Genomic DNA, 18,158 nt, shown 5'->3' with positions numbered 1-18,158 from the left:
TGTCACCGCTTGGGAGCAAGAGGATTAGCCATCTTCGCCTGCAGTATGGCTTGCTGGGCTTTCTTTTCCTCTTCAGGAGAGATCTCGCCGCGTTCACGCGCTTCCTGCAGCTCCTCCAGCCGACGACGGGTGGTGGCGGGGTCGTTGAGCTGCTGTTCGGCTTGGCGCTGGATGACTTCTGCGAGCGAGATCACGCCGCGCACCGGCGCCAGTGGCCACAGCACGATCGCCGAGAAGATGCCCATCGGTCAGCCCTGCTGTTGGCTGGTCACGACGAAGTCGTACGGGGCGAGCGGTCCGAGCAGGCGCACCTCGACGCGGCCCTGCCAGTTCTCCGCAAGTTGGTGCAAGGCCGCTTCCAGGTCGTGTTGGCGACCCACCTCGGCGAGCAGGGCGACGTTGACGGCGTCGTATTCGTGCGTCGGCGGGCGGGGGTTGACCTGGCTGGCGAGCTCGCCCACGGCGTCGATGACGATGTTGGTGTCGGCCTGGCGTTTGGACTCGATGGCATTGGAAATGAGCTCACCCAGAGCCATGCGCGAATTCCGCGATGCGTCCTCGGACTTGTTCGCGATGTCTTCCCGCAGTTGGCGCGCCTGATCGTTTTCCGACAACACTTCGCCCAGGATCGCGTTCTGGTCGTAGCGGCCCTTGATGATGTATTCGGCGCGGCCCTCTAGCTGCTGTAGTGCCTGTGCGAACTCTTCATGGTGTTCGCGCAGCAGCTCGTTTGCCACCGATTCGGCGTCGCTCATCACCGCGCCGAACCGCATCGGCAGCACCGGCGCCGCGCTGGCGGTGCCGTCCAGCAACTGCGCGTGGGCTTGCAAATCATCCGGGGTTCCCAGCGCACGATCGACCGAGACCTCGCTGATCAGTGCGGCGATATCACCTTCGCGGACCATGTCGACTTTCGCCGGTGGATCACCGATGCCTTTAGCATGTTCCTCGACCTGGACATCAACAGGGACAATCCCATACACATATATTCCCGTGGTGGCCTGCGCGCCTTGCGCTGGGTTCTTGACCTGGTCTTCCGAGGTGGTCATCGGTCCTCCCTTTGGCTCTTAACGTGGGTCGCCTTTTCGCGTTGGGGCTGGCCCTGGCTCAGGAAGTCACTGACCTTCTGCCCGGCGGCATCCAAGGCTTCCTGGGTCTTGGACTTTGCGGCATGTCGGGTGGCGTCGCCGGCAAGATCCGGTAGACCCTTGGGTTCGGTGTCGGAAATTTGCAGCCGGTTCACCGCCTCGGCGAACCGCAGGTAGGTGTCCACGCTGGCCAGCACGACACGGGCGTCGACCGTGATGATCTCGATTCCCACAAGTGAGAGGCGTACGTACGCGTCGATCACCAGACCCTTGTCGAGGATTGTGTCGATCACGTCGGCCAAGCCGCTGGAACTCGGCCCGCCTCCCGCACCGCCTGCCGGCTGTATTGCTGTGGTCATGCTCGCCTCCTTTGCTGTGCCGGCGCTCGTCGCCGACTTTTTGAACCGTTGCCCTGGGCCGTACGCCGCTGTTTCGGCCGTGACGCCGTCTCGCTCTGCTCTTTGTGTGTCCGGCCCTTTTCTGCGTTCGAAACCACCTTGCCTTCGCGGATTTCGCCCTCCCAGCCCTGCACGTCGTCGGTGTGCAACAAGCTCTGGGTCATCAGCTGGCGCTGGAAGTGCTTCAGCTCCAAGCGAGCACGCCGACCCTGAGCTCGCCAGAGATTGCCGGTCCGTTCGAACAGCCCCTGGGGATGGTATTCGAGCACCACGATCACCCGCGTGAGATCCGGCGCGAGTTCATGGAACGTGACCGCCCCGTCGACGTATCCCTTGTTGCCTTTGGAGCGCCATATGATCCGCTCGTTGGGTACTTGCTCGGTGATCGTAGACTCCCACGTCCGGTGCGACAGGAAGACCTGCGCCTTCCACCGCAGCTTCTCCTCGGAGAGCTGTTCGACCTGTTCGACCTTCTTCATGAATTTGGGGAACTCGCCGAACTGGGTCCACTGCTTGTACGCGAGGTCCACGGGCACGCCGACGTCGATTTGCTCGACGATGTTGGTGACCTTGGACTTCTTGCCGCCTTTTCCTTTACCGCCAAGTAGCGATCCGGCGGCGTTCTTCGCTGTGTCCTTGAATTTGCCGCCCGCGTTTCCCAGACCCGTCTTGACCGCCGACTTGACCGGCGACGTGAGGTCATCTACGCCGGTGACGGCCGACAACAGCCCGCCGGTCCCTGACTCCGCGTAGTCGGTGAGACGGTCGCTCGCGCCGCTGAGGCGGCCCGACAACGACGACACCGCGCGCTCGGTGAACGTTCCGGCCAGCTTTTGCAGGGAGGCCTGCAACTGTTCTGACGGGGATAGGCTCTCGGCGGCCCGCTTGGCCTTTCCTGTTTGCTGTCCCGCGGTTGCCTGCGCCATCGTTCTCACCTGCCTCGCCGTACCGGTGCCCGCTTCGTCGCCGCCTTGCTGGGCCGGCGGCGAGCAGCTCCCACAGAGGGTTCGTCGACGGAATCTGCCCGGCCCGACCGTCGCCCGGACGCACGGGGACGGGTGGGCTGACGCGTCGCGCGTCGCCGGGTCACGGCTCGCGGCGGTTCTTCGTCCTCGGGCTCCTCGTCGATGTCCTCCAGTTCGGGCTCCTGGTCCTCCTCGGGCTCCTCGTCGATGTCCTCCAGTTCGGGCTCCTCGTCAACCTCCGCGAAATCCTCGTTCGCGCCTTCCTCCTCGTCGACGTCCAGCGGCTGTTCGTCCTCGGCGTCGTCGTAGCCTTCTGCTTCGTCGTAGAGGTCCTCGTCCTCATCTCGCCTGCGGCCGCGTCGAAGACCGGTCACCGATGCCACTGAGCGGCCCACCGTGTCGAGGCTGCCGTCGACCGTGTCGCCGACCGTTTCGCCGACGTCGTCGAGCACCTCGTCGGCGTCCACGGTCCCCGTCGCGCCCTGCAGTCGGTTGTTGAGCGCGTCGACCTGGTGGGTCGCCGCCGTCAACGCGGCTGCTCTCGCGGCGTTGAGCACCTCGCCGCGCAATTGCTCAGTGAGCTCACTCAGCTCTGCCGATGCGCCGAGGGACTTGAGGCCGTGGGCTACAAGATCTGTTGGCCGAGCTGGAAACTTCCCTGTTATCCCAGCCGCTGCAAGCATCATGGCCAGCCGCATCTTGCGCGTTCTGCCGAGCAGATACCCCGCTCCTACGGCCGCTGCGACCTTGGCTCCTGTCGCCACGCCATTTGACATGATCCACTCTCCTTGTTGCGTCGTCGCCATGCCGATGCAGCCGGAGCGAATGCCCGGAGCCACTTGCCAAGGCCTTCGGCGGATGCATGTGTTGCGACTACCCAGCGCAGGCGGTGCCAATCGCTAACTTCCGCGTCAAAATCAAGATATTTTCGAACCGCAAAGTGTGTTCGATTGGCAAACGGAACGTTGGAGGGTAGCTCCGCATAGCCGGCATCGGCCGCCACCTCGACAATCGTTTTGATCCACGGTTCGCTCAGCTATGGTTAGCATGTACCGACGTCATCAATGCGTGCCTCGCCGCCGTCATCGGACGCGCGCAGCATTGGTTACTGGCCGCATAGTCAGAGTGCTGTTGATGGCACGCGACGATTCGATCGTTGCAGAGGGAAAGATCTTGAATTTCCCCTCGGAACAACGGGGTTAGGCGTGCGGGCTTTGGGTAGCCGCAGCCCCATACCGGCCGAGCGCCTTGGAGGGTTGAAAGGGGTCGTCCGCGACGCTCACTCCGGCTGCATCCGACATGTGAGGTCGCGAGAGGAAAGAGCACATGCAAAGTGGTGTAGATCAGTGGAATCCGCACGGCAGGGGGCTCTAGCATGACCACCGCCATACAGCCCGCCGGCGGGGCGGGCGGTCCGAGCTCCAGCGGCTTGGCCGATGTGATCGACACGATTCTCGACAAGGGCCTGGTCATCGACGCCTACGTCCGACTGTCGCTCGTCGGGATCGAGTTGATAACGATCGACGCTCGCGTGGTGATCGCCAGCGTGGACACCTATCTGCGATTCGCGCAGGCCGTCAATCGACTGCAGATATCGACCAGCGAACCCAAGGGTCTGGCCGACATCGTGTCGAGCGTCAAGTCGGGCGGCTCCAAGAGCAAGACCCAGGGCGTTTTGGAGGCCGCTGGTGAGAAGCTCGGTGACTTTCTCGCCCAGGGGCAGCCCCAGGGCCAGAAGTCCAAGCGGGTCCGAAGCCGCCGGGAGGAGCGATGACCTCCTCGCAGCTTGAAGACCAAGACCAACAAGACCAAGATGTCGAGCCGCGCACCGCAATCTATGTTTATGGGATCGTCCCCGGTGACGTCGAGGTGGAGGAGGATGCTCAAGGCATCGGCGATCCTCCCGCGAAGGTCGACGTGGTCCGCGAGGGTGAGATCGCCGCGCTGGTGAGTCCCGTTCCAAGCGATCGCGCGTTGGGCAGCCCGGAGGACCTGCGGGGCCACGCGAAGTTGTTGGACGGCACCGCAAGCGTGGCTCCGGTGCTTCCGTTGCGGTTCGGCGCGGTCATGAGCGACGCCGAGTCGGTGGCCGGTGAGCTGCTGCGCGAGCACCACGACGAGTTCGCACAAGCGCTCAGCGCGCTTGAGGGCAGCGCCGAGTACATCGTCAAGGGCCGCTACGACGAGGAGGCGCTCCTCGTCGAGGTGCTGTCCGAGAGTGAGCGGGCTCGCGCGCTGCTGGAGGACATTCGCAACAAACCCGAAGAGCTGTCGCGTAATTCGCAGATTGCGCTCGGCGAGCTGATCGCCAATGCGATCGAGCTCAAACGCCGGCAGGACACCGCGACGGTGGTCGACGCGGTCGGTGAGCTGGCCAGCGCCGTCAATGTCCGCGAACCCACCCACGAATACGACGCCGTGCATGTCGCCGTGCTTGCCCGGGTGGACTCCCAATCCGAGCTGGAAACTGTGTCGAATCGGCTCGCCGACGCCTGGGGGGAGCGGGTGAGTTTGCGGTTACTGGGTCCTCTTGCTGCTTACGACTTCGTCGTCACAACCAGGCCGCCAGGGTAAGCGGGGCGACGCAGCGACGTTGCAACTCGCATCGGGAGCGGTGCGCGCTTGACTGTCAGCTGCCGCATCCCTGTGTGCCTAGCTGGTGCGTGTCGATTGTCGATTAAGCCGAAACAGGTAGGGTCACCGTGCTTGGCGGCCTCGCGCATCTCCTACCGCAGACGTCCGCTGCCCTTCGGACGGACTGCATCCTTGACCTTCTCGCCCGCGTCCTTCATATCAGCGGCGCGTTGGTCGTCTTTGCCTTGGTTTTCGAGCGCACGATCTCCGGTGCCTCGACCCGCCACCTCTTTGATCTTGCCCTTAGCCTTTTGAGCCTTGTTGCTGGCCTTATCGCGACCGCTCATGGCCACCCTCCTCTGCGCGTGCTCGGGAAATGGCTACCCACTGTCGATTGCACGAAACCCGGCGGCCCTAGCGCCGTAGCTGTTACGTGCCAGCTCCAGAGCCGCTGCGGTGCCCGGGCACCCGCGTGCAGGTCTCGATCGCCGGATATGCCGAGATCGTCCGCGAGCAGCTCGCGATCGCGCCGGGGTACACGATCTTGTGCGGTCTCGCGGTTGGCCGCGCAGAGCCGGGCTTCGCCGCCAACATGCCGCGCGTCGGTCGCAATCCGATCGAACAGAATGGGGTGTTCCTGGACGCCGGAAACCGCGGCGATAGCGTTAGGCTTCGACCATGGCCGCCGAGCTCGACGGCACGGCGTCGGAACAGCCACCGCTCTTCCGACGGTCCTATTGCGGCCCGCCACCGCGGCTGGCGATCCGTCAACCGGCCCGGATCAGGCATTACCTCGAGAGCATCAGGCGCCGCCGGCGGGTCATCGACATCACCACATATCTCGCCGCGATCGTCAGCGTCACCTTCTCGGTGTTGCAGCTGGTGACGCCGAGCGGGTTGTGGGAAGTCGCGGTGATCAACTTCGTCGCGGCCCTGATCTTCGTGGCCGTCCCGCTTCTGCACCGGTTCGGCCCGCTGGTCCCGAGCCTCACATTGATTCTGACCTCGTACGCATCTCTATCGGTCGTGACCTGGACCGTCGGCACCAGTTCCGGGCTGCAGTTCTACTATCTGGTCGCGGCCACCATCGTCTTGCTGGTGATCGGCACCGACCACATGGTGATCGCGTCGATATTGGCCGCGACCGGCGCCGCGATAGTGATCGCGCTGCAATTCCTGGTGCCCGCCGATACCGGCGCCCAGCCGGGATGGGCCATCACACTGGGCTTCGTGATCAACGTGATCGCGGCGTGGGGCATGGTTCTCGCGACGGTGTCCTATGCGCTGCGTGAGATCGCACGCGCGGAAGACGCGATGGACCAGGAGTATGAGCGGTCCGAGTCGTTGCTGGAAAACATCCTGCCGGGCAGCATCGCGGCGCGGCTGAAAAATCCGTCGGCCACGATCATCGCCGACAGGTACGCCGATGCCTCGATCCTGTTCGCCGACATCGCCGGCTACACCGAGCGGGCCAGCGACATGACGCCGGCCGACCTCGTCGAGTTCCTGAACCGGCTCTACACCGATTTCGACCAGCTGGTCGAACGTCACGGGCTGGAGAAGATCAAGACGAGCGGCGACTGCTACATCGTGGTGAGCGGAGTCCCCGAGCCGCGGCCGGATCACCTCGAGGCACTGGCCTGCCTCGCGATCAACATGCGCGACACCGTCGACGGGCTGATCGATCCACGTGGACGCGAGGTGCCGCTGCGGATGGGCATCGGCGCGGGACCGCTGGTCGCCGGCGTGGTCGGCACGCGCAGATTCTTTTACGACGTCTGGGGCGACGCCGTCAATGTCGCCTCGCGCATGGAATCCACCGGCGTCGAGGGGAAAATCCAAATCCCGCACGACCTTTACCGGCGACTGGATCCGGAATTCGTTCTCGAGGAACGCGGCGAGGTGACCGTGAAGGGCAAGGGCAAGATGCGCACGTGGTTCCTCGTCGAGCAACGAGACCTGGACGGCAACGGTGCCGCCGATCAGCCGGTGCGCAGCGAGGTCTCGGTGGCCAGCAGGTCCACCAGTGCCGACGTCACCTGATCGGGACGTTCTTCCATCACGTAGTGGTCGGCGCCGCGCAGGCGGGTCAGTGTCGCGCCGGGAATCCGGTCGGCGAGTTCGCGTGCGGTGCTGAATGGGATGTAGGGATCCGCATCGCCCCACACGATCGCGGTCGGGCAGTCGATCCGCTCCAACCCAGCGGCCAGCCACGGAATCGGCGGCACGTGGTAGTGCGCGAAGAACTCCCAGTAGGTCCGTTTGCCGGCGTGGGAGTCCATCCAGCCGAGGTACTCGGCTTCCAACTCGGTGTCGAAGCAGCCAAGCGTGCGATAGCGCCGCAGCGCCAGGTGATGCAAAGCCTTCAGCGGCAGCCGACGCCGTGCAACCGCGGCGACATCGTGCGTCGCGACCCAGTGCTGACCAAGCGAGAACCGATAGAACCACGGACGAAAGACGCCGTGCGCCCGCGTGTTCAACAGAGCGAGCCGCAGCACCCGGTCCGGATGATTCATGGCGTAGCCGAGCCCGAGGAATCCGCCGTAGTCGTGAGCGAAGAGGTTGAAGCGGTCCAAGCCCAACCAGTCAGCCAACTGTTCGATGCGTCCGACCTCGGCCTCATAAGTGGGCGGTGTGGCGGGCGGCTCGGATCGGCCGAACCCGGGCCAGTCGGCTGCGATGACCCGGTGGCGCGGGGCGAGCGCAGCGATTTGATGACGCCAGCACGACGCGCTCTGCGGGTAGCCGTGCAGCAGCAGGACCGCTTCACCGGCGCCGGCCTCGATGTACTGGACGCGGCGCCCGTCGATCTCGCATGTCTTCATTTTGTACAATGTAGTATAAAAATGTGGAGTCCGGAACGAAGCGGCGCGGGCGCCCGCGAGAATATGAACCCGACGCGGCGCTAAAACGCGCGCGCGACACGTTCTGGTGCAACGGCTATGCCGCGACGTCGCTCGACGAGCTCGCCGCCGCGATGGGCATGAACAGGCCGAGCATCTACGCAGGCTTCGGCGACAAGCGGGCGCTGTATCAGGCCGCGGTCACCCGCTATGGCGCCGACAGCCGGTCAGCGCTTGCTGCCGAGCTTGCCAAGCCGCGGCCGCTGCGTGCGACGTTGCGCGCGGTCTACCGCGGCGCGGCCGAGTTTTATCGGGGCGGCGAGGGCTGCTCGCGTGGTTGCTTCCTGGTCGGCACCGCGGTGACCGAGGCGGTGCGAGACGAGCGGGTCCGATCCGAAGTCGAGGCGACGTTCGACGCGTTCACCGAGCTGTTCACCGAGCGGTTCCAGCGCGCGGCCGAAGACGGTGAGCTGGCGGCCGCACCCGCTCCGGCGCTCGCCGAAATCGCCACGGCCGCATTGAACAACATCGCCCTGCGCATCCGCACGGGGGCGAACGGCAACGTGATTGACGGCTTGATCGATGCGGCCGTCAACGTCATCTGCGGTCCGGAAACCGCCTCGCGCTAAAGCAGCTTCGACAGAAATGCTTGGGTCCGTTGGTGTTTGGGGTTGGCCAGCACTTCGCGTGGCTTGCCACTCTCCACGATAACCCCGTCGTCCATGAACACCAGCTGGTCGGCGACCTCGCGGGCAAACCCCATCTCGTGGGTCACCACCAGCATCGTCATGCCCTCACCGGCAAGCTTTTTCATCACGCCCAGGACTTCGCCGACCAGCTCGGGGTCCAGCGCCGAGGTGGGCTCGTCGAAAAGCATCAGCTTCGGGTTCATGGCCAACGCCCGGGCGATCGCGACTCGCTGCTGCTGTCCGCCGGAGAGCTGCGCCGGGTAGGCGTTTGCCTTGTCCGACAGCCCGACCTGGTCGAGCAGGTCCTTGGCCCGGGCGACGGCCTGGTCACGCTTGACCTTGTTGACGTGAACGGGCGCCTCGATGATGTTCTCCAACGCGGTGCGGTGCGGAAAGAGGTTGAAGTGCTGGAACACCATGCCCACGTCGCGGCGCTGCTTGGCCGCATCGCGGGGCCGCAGTTCGTGCAGCTTGCCGCGGGCCTCGCGGTAGCCGACGAGCACGCCGTCCACGTATAGCCGGCCCGCGCTGATCTGTTCCAAGTGGTTGATGCAGCGCAGGAACGTCGACTTCCCGGACCCGGACGGTCCGACGATGACGAGCACCTGACCCTTGCCCACCTCAAGAGTTATGCCCTTGAGCACCTTGAGCGCGCCGAAGTTCTTGCAGACCGCGTCGGCGAGCACCATGGGTCGCGTCGATGTCGTCATGGGTGCTGGCCCACCTGTTGGGCCTCGGCCAGCGCCTCGAGCTGTTTAGAGGTCAGCTTGCGAGAGATTCCGCGCGAGAAGTACCGCTCCAGGTAATACTGGCCGACCATCAGCGCGCTGGTGATCGCCAAATACCACGTCGCCGCAACGAGCAACAGCGGAATGGGCTGGAAGATCACACCCGAGATGTCGCGGGCCCGGCCGTACAGATCGAGGGTGTACGGCACCGCAGTCACCAGCGACGTTGTCTTCAGCATGCTGATCACTTCGTTACCGGTCGGCGGGATGATGACACGCATGGCCTGCGGAAGCACGATGCGCCGCATCGTCATGAACCACGACATGCCAAGGGCTGTTGACGCTTCGAACTGTCCTTCTGGCACCGAATTGATGCCGGCCCTGATGATTTCGGCCATATAGGCGGCTTCATTGAGTCCCAGCCCGACGGCTGCAAGGATGAAGTTGATCGAAAGACCTTGCAAATGAATGTGAAAGAACGCCGGCCCGAACGGAACACCCAGCTGAATGTTCTGGTAGAGCGTCGGAAACAGCCCCCAGAACACCAACTGCACATAGACCGGGGTCCCGCGGAAGATCCACAGATAAACCCACGCCACCGACTTGAACACCGGATTCGGCGATAGTCGCATCACCGCCAGGACGACGCCGAGCACCAGCCCGAGCACCATTGCCCAGATGGTCAGCTGAAGGGTGTTCCACGCAGCCGACGAAACGCGTTGGTCGAAGAGGTATTTCCGATATGTGGACCAGCCGTATGCCGAGTTGGTCGCCGCGCCGTACAGGAACAGCCCGACCAGGACGATGATGAGGACCGCCGTGAACCATCGCCACGGGTGCCGCAACGGGACGGCGTCGATGGCTTGCGGCGACGTGGCCGGTGCGGTCATGTCAACTGACGGCGCCGTTGATCACCGGCTTCTGGATCATCCCGGACTGGACACCCCAGTTGGACGCGATGGTCTTGTAGTCGCCGGTCTGCATCAGGTGTTCCAACGCCTTCAGCAGTGTTTGCCCGAGCGGCGATCCCTTGGCCACCGGCCAGCCGTACGGCGCGGAGTCAAAGGTCTCGCCGGCCGCCTGGAGCCTGCCGTTGCTCTGCTTGATGGCCCAGGACGTCACCGGGGAGTCCGCCGACATCGCGTCGACCTTGCCCAGCACCAGCGCGTTGGTGGCGTCGTCTTGACGGTCGTATTTCTGCTTGTCGATCGGCGGCTTGCCGGCCTTGACGCAGGCGTCGCTCTTGGCCGGGATCTCGTCGGTGTCCTCGATGGTCGTTGACTGCACGGCCACTTTCTTGCCACAAGCATTGTTCGGATCGATCGGCGCGCCCGCGCGTTGAGCCCACAGCACACCGGCCGAGAAGTAGGTGACGAAGTCGACGGTCTGCTCGCGTTCCTTGGTGTCCGTGAACGACGACATTCCGACGTCGTACGTGCCGCCCTGGATCGACGGAATGATCTTGTCGAAGTCGGATTCACGGTAATCGGGCTTCAATCCGAGCACCGACGCGACCGCATTCATCAGATCGACATCGAAGCCGATGATCTTGCCGCTGGGGTCCTTGAACTCGTTTGGCGTGTAAGGGACATTGACGCCGACGACCAGCTTGCCGGACGACTTGATCTTGTCCGGCAGCGTGTTTGCGATGTCATCCACCTTGGCGACCGACACCGATGTGGTCGCGCTCGTCGAAGTTCCGGACGTTTCGGTGTTACTGGCGCATCCGACAAGCGCCACCAGTGCGGATGCAGCGATCACCGCTGCGAGTCGCCATCCCGTGCTTGATTTCCCCCGACGTCGTTGACATCCGCTCACCACGATTGCCTCATCTTTCCGCATCGGGCCGTCGACGTGCTGACGTTAACGACCGTGGACCCAGCGCGCATTGCCGGTAACGGAACATTAACGACCCGGCCGCCTCACGACGCGTTATTCAAATGACGAAAGTCCACTCGGCGGATCGGTGCTGTGAAACACTTCTTGCATGACTAGTCCTGAGCCGCCAAGCCTATTGCGGCATCTCTGGAAATCGACGCTGCTCTCCGGGGTCTTGTCCATCATCCTGGGTGTTCTGATGCTGGTTTGGCCCGGCATATCGATCCTCGCCGCGGCGATCTTGCTGGGCGCCTACCTGGTGGTGTCCGGCATCGCACAGGTGGTGTTCGCGTTCAGCCTGCACGTGTCGGCGGGTGGGCGTGTCCTGCTGTTCATCAGCGGCGCGGCATCGTTGATTCTTGCGGTGCTGGCGTTTCGGCACTTCGGGAAGGATCCATCGACCGCTATCCTTCTGCTCGCCATCTGGATCGCGGTCGGTTTCATCTTCCGCGGCGTCGCGACCACGATATCGGCGATTAGCGAGCCGGGCCTGCCCGGACGTGGTTGGAATATCTTTTTCGGTGTCATTACCATCATCGCCGGCGTCGTCGTGCTGGCATCGCCGTTCGATTCGCTGGTCACGCTGGTGCTCGTAGTCGGCATCTGGCTGATCATCATGGGCGTGTTCGAAATCGCGTCGTCGTTCGGCATCCGTGGGGCGGCCAACAAGGTCGACGACCTCCGTGGGGGGCGGGTCACCACGGCCCAGGGCCCAGGTCCGACCAGGGGCGCGACCGCAGGCTGAGGCGGCCGACATTCGCTGTCCGCCAACCGGGGTCGAGCGTCGGCGGGTACCGTGTCGGCCATGACCGAACCGGACAAGCCAGCGACGCCACCGCCCCCGCCGCCGCCGTATTCGTATCCGCCCGGCCAGGGTTATCCGCCTCCACCGCCACAGCCGTACGCGGGTTACTCCGCGGCGCCGCCGGTTGGACCGCGCAATGGGCTCGGGGTCGCATCGCTGGTCATCGCGATCATCGCGGTGTTCACTTGCGCATCGGTCGTGCTCGGCATCATCCTGGGCATCGTCGCGGTGGTGATCGGCTTTGCCGGGCGGGGCCGCGTCAAGCGCGGCGAGGCCGACAACGGCGGCATAGCGATCGCAGGAATCGTGTTGGGGTTTGTCGCCATCGTTGCGAGCATTGCCTTCATCGTGATCTGGGTCGCGGTGTTCAAGGAGGTTGGCGCCGGCGACTACGTCGACTGCCTGAACAAAGCGGGTAACGACTCGACCAAGGTGCAGCAATGCGCCGACCAGTTCCGGCAGCACATCCAGAATCGCTACAGCGTCACGCTGACCCCGTAGTCACAGCCGGCGCCGGCGCGGCATGAATTCCAGTGACAGCAGCACGAACAACGCCGGCAGGATGTGCTGCACGGACACCAGCGCATAGCGCCGCCCGCCCAGCGAATGGAACTTACGCAGGTAGCGATACAGCGACTCCAGCGCGATCAACGGGTCGAGGAGGTGAATCAAGGCATAAAACAGCTTTTGGATCCGGCCGCGGTTCTTCGCGTTGAAGAGCTCGGGGAACGCCGCGAATGCCAATGAAACGCGCTGGGCGCCAAGTGCTCTCGATTCACAGATCATGTCGACGGACAGTCGCTCATCGATGCCGTTGGGTGCACCGGGACGGCGCCATGGCACGTCGAGAGTGACATCGCTGCCGGCGCCTGCCACCGCGTAGCGGTGGAAACCCTGCACCCGCCCCGAGCGGTCACGAGCAACGATCAGCCGGATACCGGGATACCGGCCCTCCAGCGCGCCATCGAGGATCATCGAAAATCCGCGCTCGAAACGCGCACCGCTGTGCGACGCGTACAGCACCTCGGCCAGCTCGGCCCGCAGCTTGTCGTCGATCTCCTGTTCCCCGACGATCTCGGTGGTGATACCGAAATTGTGTGTCCGCTGAACCGCCTGCCGCAGGTTGCGGTACTTGCGGCCGACCATGTCGAAGGACGAGACGTCGATGACCACGTCATATCCGATCGGCACTCGCATCATGGACTGGCCGATCACGGTGGGGTCGCCCCACAGATCAAGCCGTCGCTCGCTGCAGCCAAGCACCATGATGCGCCAGCCCCAGGTGTGGCACATCGAGATGAAATCCGCCACCAGCTCCCGAAATCGGGTTTCGTCGCCGATCGGATCACCGCTGACCACCGCGAAGCCCATGCGGGAGCGGTAGGCGATCGCCGCCGTCCCGTCGGCGTTGAAGTGATAACTCTTCATCGCCTGCATTGCAAAGGGCGCCAGCGGATCTCCACTCGTTGCGTTCACCAGCGCCCACACCCGCGGCAGCGCGTCGGGCTGCGGCGGCGCGGTCGTCGGCCACATCAGCGCCAAACCCGCGCCGGCGATCAAGAAGTTGCCGATGACGTCGAATGACAGAACGCGCGCACCCAGTCCCGCCAGCAACACGATCGCCGCGGCGCTGGCGTGTGCGGCGGTCACCGGTCTGCCCAGGAAGATGCCGCGGGCAATCAAGGCCACCGCCGCCAAGATGGTCAGCGACCACGCCAAGCGGCCGGCGGCTTCCCAATTCGGATGGTGATGATCCCGGGCCAGCAGCACGATCAGCCAGCAAAACATGCTGAGGACCGCCAGCGAGCCGATCCACCGCGCCGCGGGCGAGTCGACATTAACCACTACCCGTTCCCGGGCGCGGACCTTGGCGACCTTGACCGGCGGATCTGTCACTACCAGAAGATTACCCAGGAAAGTGCTTGACGATGCCTTCCTGAACGACTGTTGCCAGAAGGTGACCATTCCGGTCGAAGAAATGGCCGGTGCCGAGGCCGCGGGAATCGTGCGCGGCCGGCGACGAGCTCGAGTACAGCACCCAGTCGTCGAACCGGACCTGCCGGTGAAACCAGACCGAGTGGTTGGCCGACACGGCAAAGATCCGGTCGTAGCCCCATGACAGACCGTGGGTGGTGATGATCGAGTCGAGCAGGGTGGTGTCGGATGAATACACCATCGCGGCGGTGTGCAGCAGCGGATCGTCGGGGAGGTCGCCGGCGGCCTTCATCCACACCCGGTTGTAGGTGAGCCGCTCCCCCTTATCGCGCATCACCCAGGTCGGGTCATTGGTATAGCGCCAGTCGATCGGCCGCAGCGCCTTGACGAAATGCGGAACGACCTCCTCATAGCCGCGCAGCAGCTCGTCAACCGGCGGCACGGAGAGCGGATCGGGCACGTCTGGCGGGCTGACGCCGTGCTCGAGCCCCCGGCCACCGGACAAGAAGGACAGCATGGTCGAGGCGAGCAGGTTGCCGTCCTGCAATGCGTCGACCCGCTGGTTGGCGAACCGACGCTCGTTGCGCAGCCGCACCACCCGGTATTCGATGTCCTTCGTCGGGTCGCCGCCCGCGATGAAGTGCGCCTGCAGCGCAGCGGGCGGATTGGCGTGGGTCAACGCCCGGGCGCCCGCGATCAGCGACTGCGCCATCAACTGGCCGCCGAAGGTGCGGGGCGGGTTCTTCGACGGATGCGACCCGAGATAGGTCTCGTCGTCGACCCGCTCGAGGTCAAGCACGGCGAGCAACTGCTCGAAGTCGGAGGGCTCATCGGGAGCTGATGCTCTTCGCGCAAGCGGCTCATCGGGAGCTGATGCTCTTCGCGCAAGCGGCTCATCGCCGGCGGACAATGAGCCCTCCTATACGTCTTCCTCCCCGATCCGGTGCACGTGGATCAGATTCGTGGAGCCTACTGTGCCCGGCGGGGCGCCCGCGACGATGACCACCAGGTCGCCGCGCTTGTAGCGGCCGAGCTCCAGCAGTGACTTGTCGACCTGCCGGATCATGCCGTCGGTGCTTTGCATCTGCGGCACGATGAACGTTTCGGTGCCCCAGGTGAGCGCCAACTGGCTGCGGATCTCCGGCATCGCGGTGAACGCCAGCAAAGGCAGCGGGGTGTGCAGCCGAGCCAGGCGCCGCACGGTGTCGCCGGACTGGGTGAACGCGACCAACGCCTTGGCGTCGAGGCGTTCTCCGATGTCGCGCGCGGCATACGAGATCACGCCGCGCTTGGTGCGGGGTACGTGTGCCAGCGGCGGTGCGGCCACCGAGTTCTGCTCGACCGCGGAAATGATCCGCGACATCGTCTTGACCGCCTCCAGCGGGTACTTGCCCACCGAGGTCTCCCCCGACAGCATCAGCGCGTCGGCCCCATCGAGCACCGCGTTGGCGACGTCGGACGCTTCGGCACGGGTCGGCCGGGAGTTCTCGATCATCGACTCCAGCATCTGGGTCGCGACGATCACGGGTTTTGCGTTCTCCCTTGCCATTTGGATGGCACGCTTCTGCACCAGCGGTACTTCCTCGAGCGGCAACTCCACACCCAGGTCGCCGCGCGCGACCATGATCGCGTCGAAGGCAAGTACGACGGCTTCCAGATTGTCGATCGCATCCGGCTTTTCCAGCTTGGCGATGACGGGCACCCGGCGGCCCAAACGGTCCATCACCTGGTGCGCCAACTCCACGTCCGCGGGCGACCGGACGAACGACATCGCCACCAAATCGATGCCGAGGCTCAGCGCGAACTCGAGGTCGTCGATGTCCTTTTCGGACAGTGCCGGCACCGACACGTTCATCCCGGGCAGGGACAGACCCTTGTTGTTGCTGACCGGACCGCCCTCGGTAACCCGGCACACCACGTCCGTGCCGTCGACCCCCTCGACCACCAACGCGACCTTGCCGTCGTCGACCAGCACGCGATCGCCCGGGGCCGCGTCCTCGGTGAGGTGCTTGTAGGTGGTGGACACCCGATCGTGGCTGCCCTCGCAGTCCTCCACGGTGACACGAACCGTTTCGCCGGTCTGCCAGTACGTGGGGCCCGCGGCGAAGCGGCCGAGGCGGATCTTCGGGCCCTGCAGATCGGCCATGATTCCGACCGCATGACCGGTGACATCGGAGGCCCCGCGGACCCGATCGTAGTGGGCCTTGTGGTCGGAGTGGTCGCCGTGGCTGAAGTTGAGCCGGGCCACGTCCATGCCGGCTTCCACGAGGGCTCTGATGGACTCGTCGGTGCTGGTCGCCGGCCCGAGCGTACAGACGATCTTGCCGCGCCTATTCACGGCTTCCGAGCATAGTCGCGCCGACCGCCATTTCACACGACGGCGAGCGGCAGCGCGGTGGGCTGGACCGGATCGGGCAGATCTGACTCCCCCATCAGGTAGGTGTCGACGGCGTGGGCGGCGCTGCGGCCCTCCGCAATGGCCCAGACGATCAGCGACGCGCCGCGGTGCGCGTCGCCGCACACGAATACCCCGGGGGCGGTGGTCTGCCAATCCGGCCCGCACGGCAGCGCGCCGCGGCGGTTCAGTTTCAGCCCGAGGCCATCCAGCAGCGGCATGTGTTCGACTCCGTCGAAGCCGATTGCCAGCAGCGCCAACTCGCATGGCAGTTCCAGCGAGTCGCCGACCGGGGTGATGACGCGCCGGCCGTCGGCGTCGCGGGTGACGCGCACCTCGGCTACCTCGATGGCGCGCAGGTTGCCGTGGTCGTCGCCGATGAAGCGCTGCACGGCGACCTCGTAGCGGCGCTGACCACCCTCCGCGTGGGCGGGCGAGGTGCGCAGCACCAGCGGCCATGTCGGCCAGGGGGATTGGTACTCGTCGCGGACCCCGGGCGGCTCGGGGTTGTAGTCGAGCTGGGTGACGGACCGCGCGCCCTGGCGGTGCGCGGTGCCAAGGCAGTCGGCGCCGGTGTCGCCGCCGCCGATGATCACGACGTGCTTGTCCTCGGCCGTGATTGGTGACGGTCCGTCGCCCTCGCGTTCCCGGTTGGACGGCACCAGATGCTCCATCGCGAGGTGCACACCGTTGAGGTTGCGGCCCTCGACAGCGTAGTCACGGGCCCGCAGCGCACCGACCGCGAGTACCACGGCATCGTGCTCGTCGCGTAGCGCCGCGACGGAAAGGTCAACGCCCACTTCGGTATCGGTGACGAAACGCGTTCCTTCCGCGCGCATTTGGGCCAGCCGCTGATTGAGCACGGACTTCTCCATCTTGTATTCGGGGATCCCGTAGCGCAGCAGGCCGCCGATCCGGTCGTCGCGCTCGTAGACGGTGACCTCGTGGCCGGCGCGGGTGAGCTGTTGTGCGGCAGCCAATCCCGCAGGGCCGGAGCCGACGACGGCGACACGCTTGCCGGTGCTGATCGCGGCGGGCTGCGGTTCGACAATCCCGTTGAGCCAGGCGTGGTCGGCGATGGTGTTCTCGATGCGTTTGATCGTGACGCTGCCGCCGGTCTTGTCCTCTCCAATGGACAACACGCACGCCGCCTCGCACGGGGCCGGACACAGCCTGCCGGTGAACTCCGGGAAATTGTTGGTGGCGTGCAGCCGATCGCTGGCGGCGTCCCAGCGGCCCCTGCACACCAAGTCGTTCCATTCGGGGATCAGATTGCCGAGCGGGCAGCCGGCGGTTCCGGAGTGGCAGAACGGGATACCGCAGTCCATGCAGCGGCGGGCCTGCTGAGAAACCTCGCCGGCGCGCGCGTTCGGGTCCTGGCGCTCGTAGACCTCCTTCCAGTCCCCCACGCGTTCGTCAACGGGCCGCTTGGCGGCCTCCACCTTGGCGACTTCGAGGAACCCATGCGGATCAGCCACGGCTGGCCTCCATGATCGCGGCATCGACGTCGCGCCCCTCCGCCTTGGCCATCCGGGTCGCCTCGAGCACCCGCTGGTAGTCGGCGGGCATGACCTTAGTGAATTGGGCGCTGCGCCTGGGCCAGTCGGACAGCACTGAGGTTGCGACGGTGCTGCCGGTGAGCTGGGCGTGCCGGGCGACGACGTCTCTGAGCCAGACGAGGTCGTCGTGGTCGAGGGTCTGCAGCTCGACCATTTCCCTGTTGACGTTGTCGGGTTGCAAGCCAAGCACGTACGCGATGCCGCCGGACATGCCCGCGGCAAAGTTGCGGCCGGTGCGGCCCAGCACCACCACGCGGCCGCCGGTCATGTACTCGCACGCGTGATCGCCGACGCCCTCGGC

General features: G+C 65.1%; 21 protein-coding genes. 6 read left to right on the top strand and 15 right to left on the bottom strand.

Annotation, left to right across the window (positions count from 1 at the left end; translation table 11 throughout):
• Positions 1-2: 2 nt before the first annotated feature.
• Genes VE759_RS07305 through VE759_RS07285 form a run of 5 tightly spaced genes read right to left on the bottom strand, consistent with a single transcriptional unit; the run spans position 3 to position 3,227 of the window.
• A complete protein-coding gene (locus tag VE759_RS07305) occupies positions 3-245 on the bottom strand; it encodes a gas vesicle protein GvpG (protein ID WP_324929675.1) in 243 nt (80 codons plus the stop codon).
• A 3-nt stretch (positions 246-248) separates the two neighbouring features.
• A complete protein-coding gene (locus VE759_RS07300; RefSeq protein WP_324929673.1) occupies positions 249-1,049 on the bottom strand; it encodes a GvpL/GvpF family gas vesicle protein in 801 nt (266 codons plus the stop codon).
• Positions 1,046-1,447: a gas vesicle protein GvpJ gene (gene gvpJ, locus VE759_RS07295; RefSeq protein ID WP_324929671.1), complete on the bottom strand. Its 402-nt coding sequence runs from the start codon at positions 1,445-1,447 to the stop codon at positions 1,046-1,048. The genes VE759_RS07300 and gvpJ (VE759_RS07295) overlap by 4 nt, the downstream gene beginning before the upstream one ends.
• Positions 1,444-2,412 (bottom strand): SRPBCC family protein, encoded by a 969-nt coding sequence (locus tag VE759_RS07290; RefSeq protein ID WP_324929669.1) that lies wholly within the window; start codon positions 2,410-2,412, stop codon positions 1,444-1,446. The genes gvpJ (VE759_RS07295) and VE759_RS07290 overlap by 4 nt, the downstream gene beginning before the upstream one ends.
• 5 nt (positions 2,413-2,417) lie before the next feature.
• Entirely contained in the window at positions 2,418-3,227 is an 810-nt protein-coding gene (locus tag VE759_RS07285; protein WP_324929667.1) for a hypothetical protein, read from the bottom strand.
• Between the two features lie 599 nt (positions 3,228-3,826).
• Here VE759_RS07285 and gvpJ (VE759_RS07280) point away from each other — a divergent pair.
• Both gvpJ (VE759_RS07280) and VE759_RS07275 read left to right on the top strand, forming a co-directional pair.
• On the top strand, positions 3,827-4,225 hold the full coding sequence (gvpJ, locus tag VE759_RS07280) for a gas vesicle protein GvpJ (RefSeq protein WP_324929666.1): 399 nt from the start codon (positions 3,827-3,829) through the stop codon (positions 4,223-4,225).
• On the top strand, positions 4,222-5,025 hold the full coding sequence (locus VE759_RS07275) for a GvpL/GvpF family gas vesicle protein (RefSeq protein WP_324929665.1): 804 nt from the start codon (positions 4,222-4,224) through the stop codon (positions 5,023-5,025). The genes gvpJ (VE759_RS07280) and VE759_RS07275 overlap by 4 nt, the downstream gene beginning before the upstream one ends.
• A 152-nt stretch (positions 5,026-5,177) precedes the next feature.
• On the opposite strand, the gene VE759_RS07270 is transcribed toward VE759_RS07275, so the two are convergent.
• Positions 5,178-5,372, bottom strand: coding sequence for a CsbD family protein (locus VE759_RS07270; protein WP_324929663.1), 195 nt, complete (start codon positions 5,370-5,372; stop codon positions 5,178-5,180).
• A 331-nt stretch (positions 5,373-5,703) separates the two neighbouring features.
• Between VE759_RS07270 and VE759_RS07265 the strand changes: the two genes are divergently transcribed.
• Complete coding sequence (locus tag VE759_RS07265; protein ID WP_324929661.1) at positions 5,704-7,068, top strand: adenylate/guanylate cyclase domain-containing protein; 1,365 nt, start codon at positions 5,704-5,706, stop codon at positions 7,066-7,068.
• Here the strand turns inward: VE759_RS07265 and VE759_RS07260 are convergent.
• Positions 7,008-7,850, bottom strand: a complete 843-nt coding sequence (locus VE759_RS07260; protein WP_324929659.1) for an alpha/beta hydrolase — start codon at positions 7,848-7,850, stop codon at positions 7,008-7,010. The genes VE759_RS07265 and VE759_RS07260 overlap by 61 nt on opposite strands.
• A 23-nt stretch (positions 7,851-7,873) precedes the next feature.
• Here VE759_RS07260 and VE759_RS07255 point away from each other — a divergent pair, with 23 nt between their 5' ends.
• Positions 7,874-8,497 (top strand): TetR/AcrR family transcriptional regulator, encoded by a 624-nt coding sequence (locus VE759_RS07255; RefSeq protein WP_324929658.1) that lies wholly within the window; start codon positions 7,874-7,876, stop codon positions 8,495-8,497.
• On the opposite strand, the gene VE759_RS07250 is transcribed toward VE759_RS07255, so the two are convergent.
• From VE759_RS07250 to VE759_RS07240, 3 genes are read right to left on the bottom strand one after another with little or no spacing between them, the layout of a single operon-like run.
• Positions 8,494-9,246 carry an amino acid ABC transporter ATP-binding protein gene (locus VE759_RS07250; protein WP_324929778.1) on the bottom strand — a complete coding sequence of 251 codons (753 nt, stop codon included), beginning with the start codon at positions 9,244-9,246 and terminating at the stop codon, positions 8,494-8,496. The two genes, VE759_RS07255 and VE759_RS07250, sit on opposite strands and share 4 nt — an antisense overlap.
• A 17-nt stretch (positions 9,247-9,263) precedes the next feature.
• Positions 9,264-10,175: an amino acid ABC transporter permease gene (locus VE759_RS07245; protein ID WP_324929656.1), complete on the bottom strand. Its 912-nt coding sequence runs from the start codon at positions 10,173-10,175 to the stop codon at positions 9,264-9,266.
• Position 10,176: 1 nt separating this feature from the next.
• Positions 10,177-11,127, bottom strand: a complete 951-nt coding sequence (locus VE759_RS07240) for an ABC transporter substrate-binding protein (RefSeq protein ID WP_324929654.1) — start codon at positions 11,125-11,127, stop codon at positions 10,177-10,179.
• Positions 11,128-11,272: 145 nt separating this feature from the next.
• Here VE759_RS07240 and VE759_RS07235 point away from each other — a divergent pair, with 145 nt between their 5' ends.
• Positions 11,273-11,908: an HdeD family acid-resistance protein gene (locus VE759_RS07235; RefSeq protein ID WP_324929652.1), complete on the top strand. Its 636-nt coding sequence runs from the start codon at positions 11,273-11,275 to the stop codon at positions 11,906-11,908.
• A gap of 60 nt (positions 11,909-11,968) precedes the next feature.
• Complete coding sequence (locus VE759_RS07230) at positions 11,969-12,469, top strand: DUF4190 domain-containing protein (protein ID WP_324929650.1); 501 nt, start codon at positions 11,969-11,971, stop codon at positions 12,467-12,469.
• Here the strand turns inward: VE759_RS07230 and VE759_RS07225 are convergent, their stop codons facing one another.
• The 5 genes from VE759_RS07225 to VE759_RS07205 all read right to left on the bottom strand — a co-directional run.
• Positions 12,470-13,864 carry a bifunctional lysylphosphatidylglycerol flippase/synthetase MprF gene (locus VE759_RS07225; RefSeq protein WP_324929648.1) on the bottom strand — a complete coding sequence of 465 codons (1,395 nt, stop codon included), beginning with the start codon at positions 13,862-13,864 and terminating at the stop codon, positions 12,470-12,472.
• Between the two features lie 10 nt (positions 13,865-13,874).
• On the bottom strand, positions 13,875-14,711 hold the full coding sequence (locus tag VE759_RS07220; RefSeq protein ID WP_324929776.1) for an acyl-CoA thioesterase II: 837 nt from the start codon (positions 14,709-14,711) through the stop codon (positions 13,875-13,877).
• Between the two features lie 111 nt (positions 14,712-14,822).
• Complete coding sequence (gene pyk, locus VE759_RS07215) at positions 14,823-16,241, bottom strand: pyruvate kinase (RefSeq protein WP_324929646.1); 1,419 nt, start codon at positions 16,239-16,241, stop codon at positions 14,823-14,825.
• A gap of 32 nt (positions 16,242-16,273) precedes the next feature.
• Entirely contained in the window at positions 16,274-17,776 is a 1,503-nt protein-coding gene (locus VE759_RS07210; RefSeq protein ID WP_324929644.1) for a glutamate synthase subunit beta, read from the bottom strand.
• Positions 17,769-18,158, bottom strand: a 390-nt coding sequence (locus VE759_RS07205; RefSeq protein WP_324929643.1) for a hypothetical protein, incomplete at its 5' end; no start/stop codon positions are given. The genes VE759_RS07205 and VE759_RS07210, both read right to left, overlap by 8 nt.

The sequence above is a fragment of the Mycobacterium sp. genome, from assembly GCF_035640695.1.
Taxonomy (GTDB): Bacteria; Actinomycetota; Actinomycetes; order Mycobacteriales; family Mycobacteriaceae; genus Mycobacterium.
This window is presented reverse-complemented; position numbering and strand designations above follow the sequence as displayed.

What these genes read in the sequence shown, in the direction of transcription:
- VE759_RS07275 (WP_324929665.1), top strand. Translation starts at nt 4,222, where the DNA reads ATGACCTCCTCGCAGCTTGAAGACCAAGACCAACAAGACCAAGATGTC.
- VE759_RS07300 (WP_324929673.1), bottom strand. Translation starts at nt 1,049, where the DNA reads ATGACCACCTCGGAAGACCAGGTCAAGAACCCAGCGCAAGGCGCGCAG.
- VE759_RS07270 (WP_324929663.1), bottom strand. Translation starts at nt 5,372, where the DNA reads ATGAGCGGTCGCGATAAGGCCAGCAACAAGGCTCAAAAGGCTAAGGGC.
- VE759_RS07265 (WP_324929661.1), top strand. Translation starts at nt 5,704, where the DNA reads ATGGCCGCCGAGCTCGACGGCACGGCGTCGGAACAGCCACCGCTCTTC.
- VE759_RS07285 (WP_324929667.1), bottom strand. Translation starts at nt 3,227, where the DNA reads ATGTCAAATGGCGTGGCGACAGGAGCCAAGGTCGCAGCGGCCGTAGGA.
- VE759_RS07290 (WP_324929669.1), bottom strand. Translation starts at nt 2,412, where the DNA reads ATGGCGCAGGCAACCGCGGGACAGCAAACAGGAAAGGCCAAGCGGGCC.
- VE759_RS07240 (WP_324929654.1), bottom strand. Translation starts at nt 11,127, where the DNA reads ATGCGGAAAGATGAGGCAATCGTGGTGAGCGGATGTCAACGACGTCGG.
- VE759_RS07245 (WP_324929656.1), bottom strand. Translation starts at nt 10,175, where the DNA reads ATGACCGCACCGGCCACGTCGCCGCAAGCCATCGACGCCGTCCCGTTG.
- VE759_RS07260 (WP_324929659.1), bottom strand. Translation starts at nt 7,850, where the DNA reads ATGAAGACATGCGAGATCGACGGGCGCCGCGTCCAGTACATCGAGGCC.
- VE759_RS07230 (WP_324929650.1), top strand. Translation starts at nt 11,969, where the DNA reads ATGACCGAACCGGACAAGCCAGCGACGCCACCGCCCCCGCCGCCGCCG.
- VE759_RS07305 (WP_324929675.1), bottom strand. Translation starts at nt 245, where the DNA reads ATGGGCATCTTCTCGGCGATCGTGCTGTGGCCACTGGCGCCGGTGCGC.
- VE759_RS07250 (WP_324929778.1), bottom strand. Translation starts at nt 9,246, where the DNA reads ATGGTGCTCGCCGACGCGGTCTGCAAGAACTTCGGCGCGCTCAAGGTG.
- gvpJ (WP_324929666.1), top strand. Translation starts at nt 3,827, where the DNA reads ATGACCACCGCCATACAGCCCGCCGGCGGGGCGGGCGGTCCGAGCTCC.
- gvpJ (WP_324929671.1), bottom strand. Translation starts at nt 1,447, where the DNA reads ATGACCACAGCAATACAGCCGGCAGGCGGTGCGGGAGGCGGGCCGAGT.
- VE759_RS07235 (WP_324929652.1), top strand. Translation starts at nt 11,273, where the DNA reads ATGACTAGTCCTGAGCCGCCAAGCCTATTGCGGCATCTCTGGAAATCG.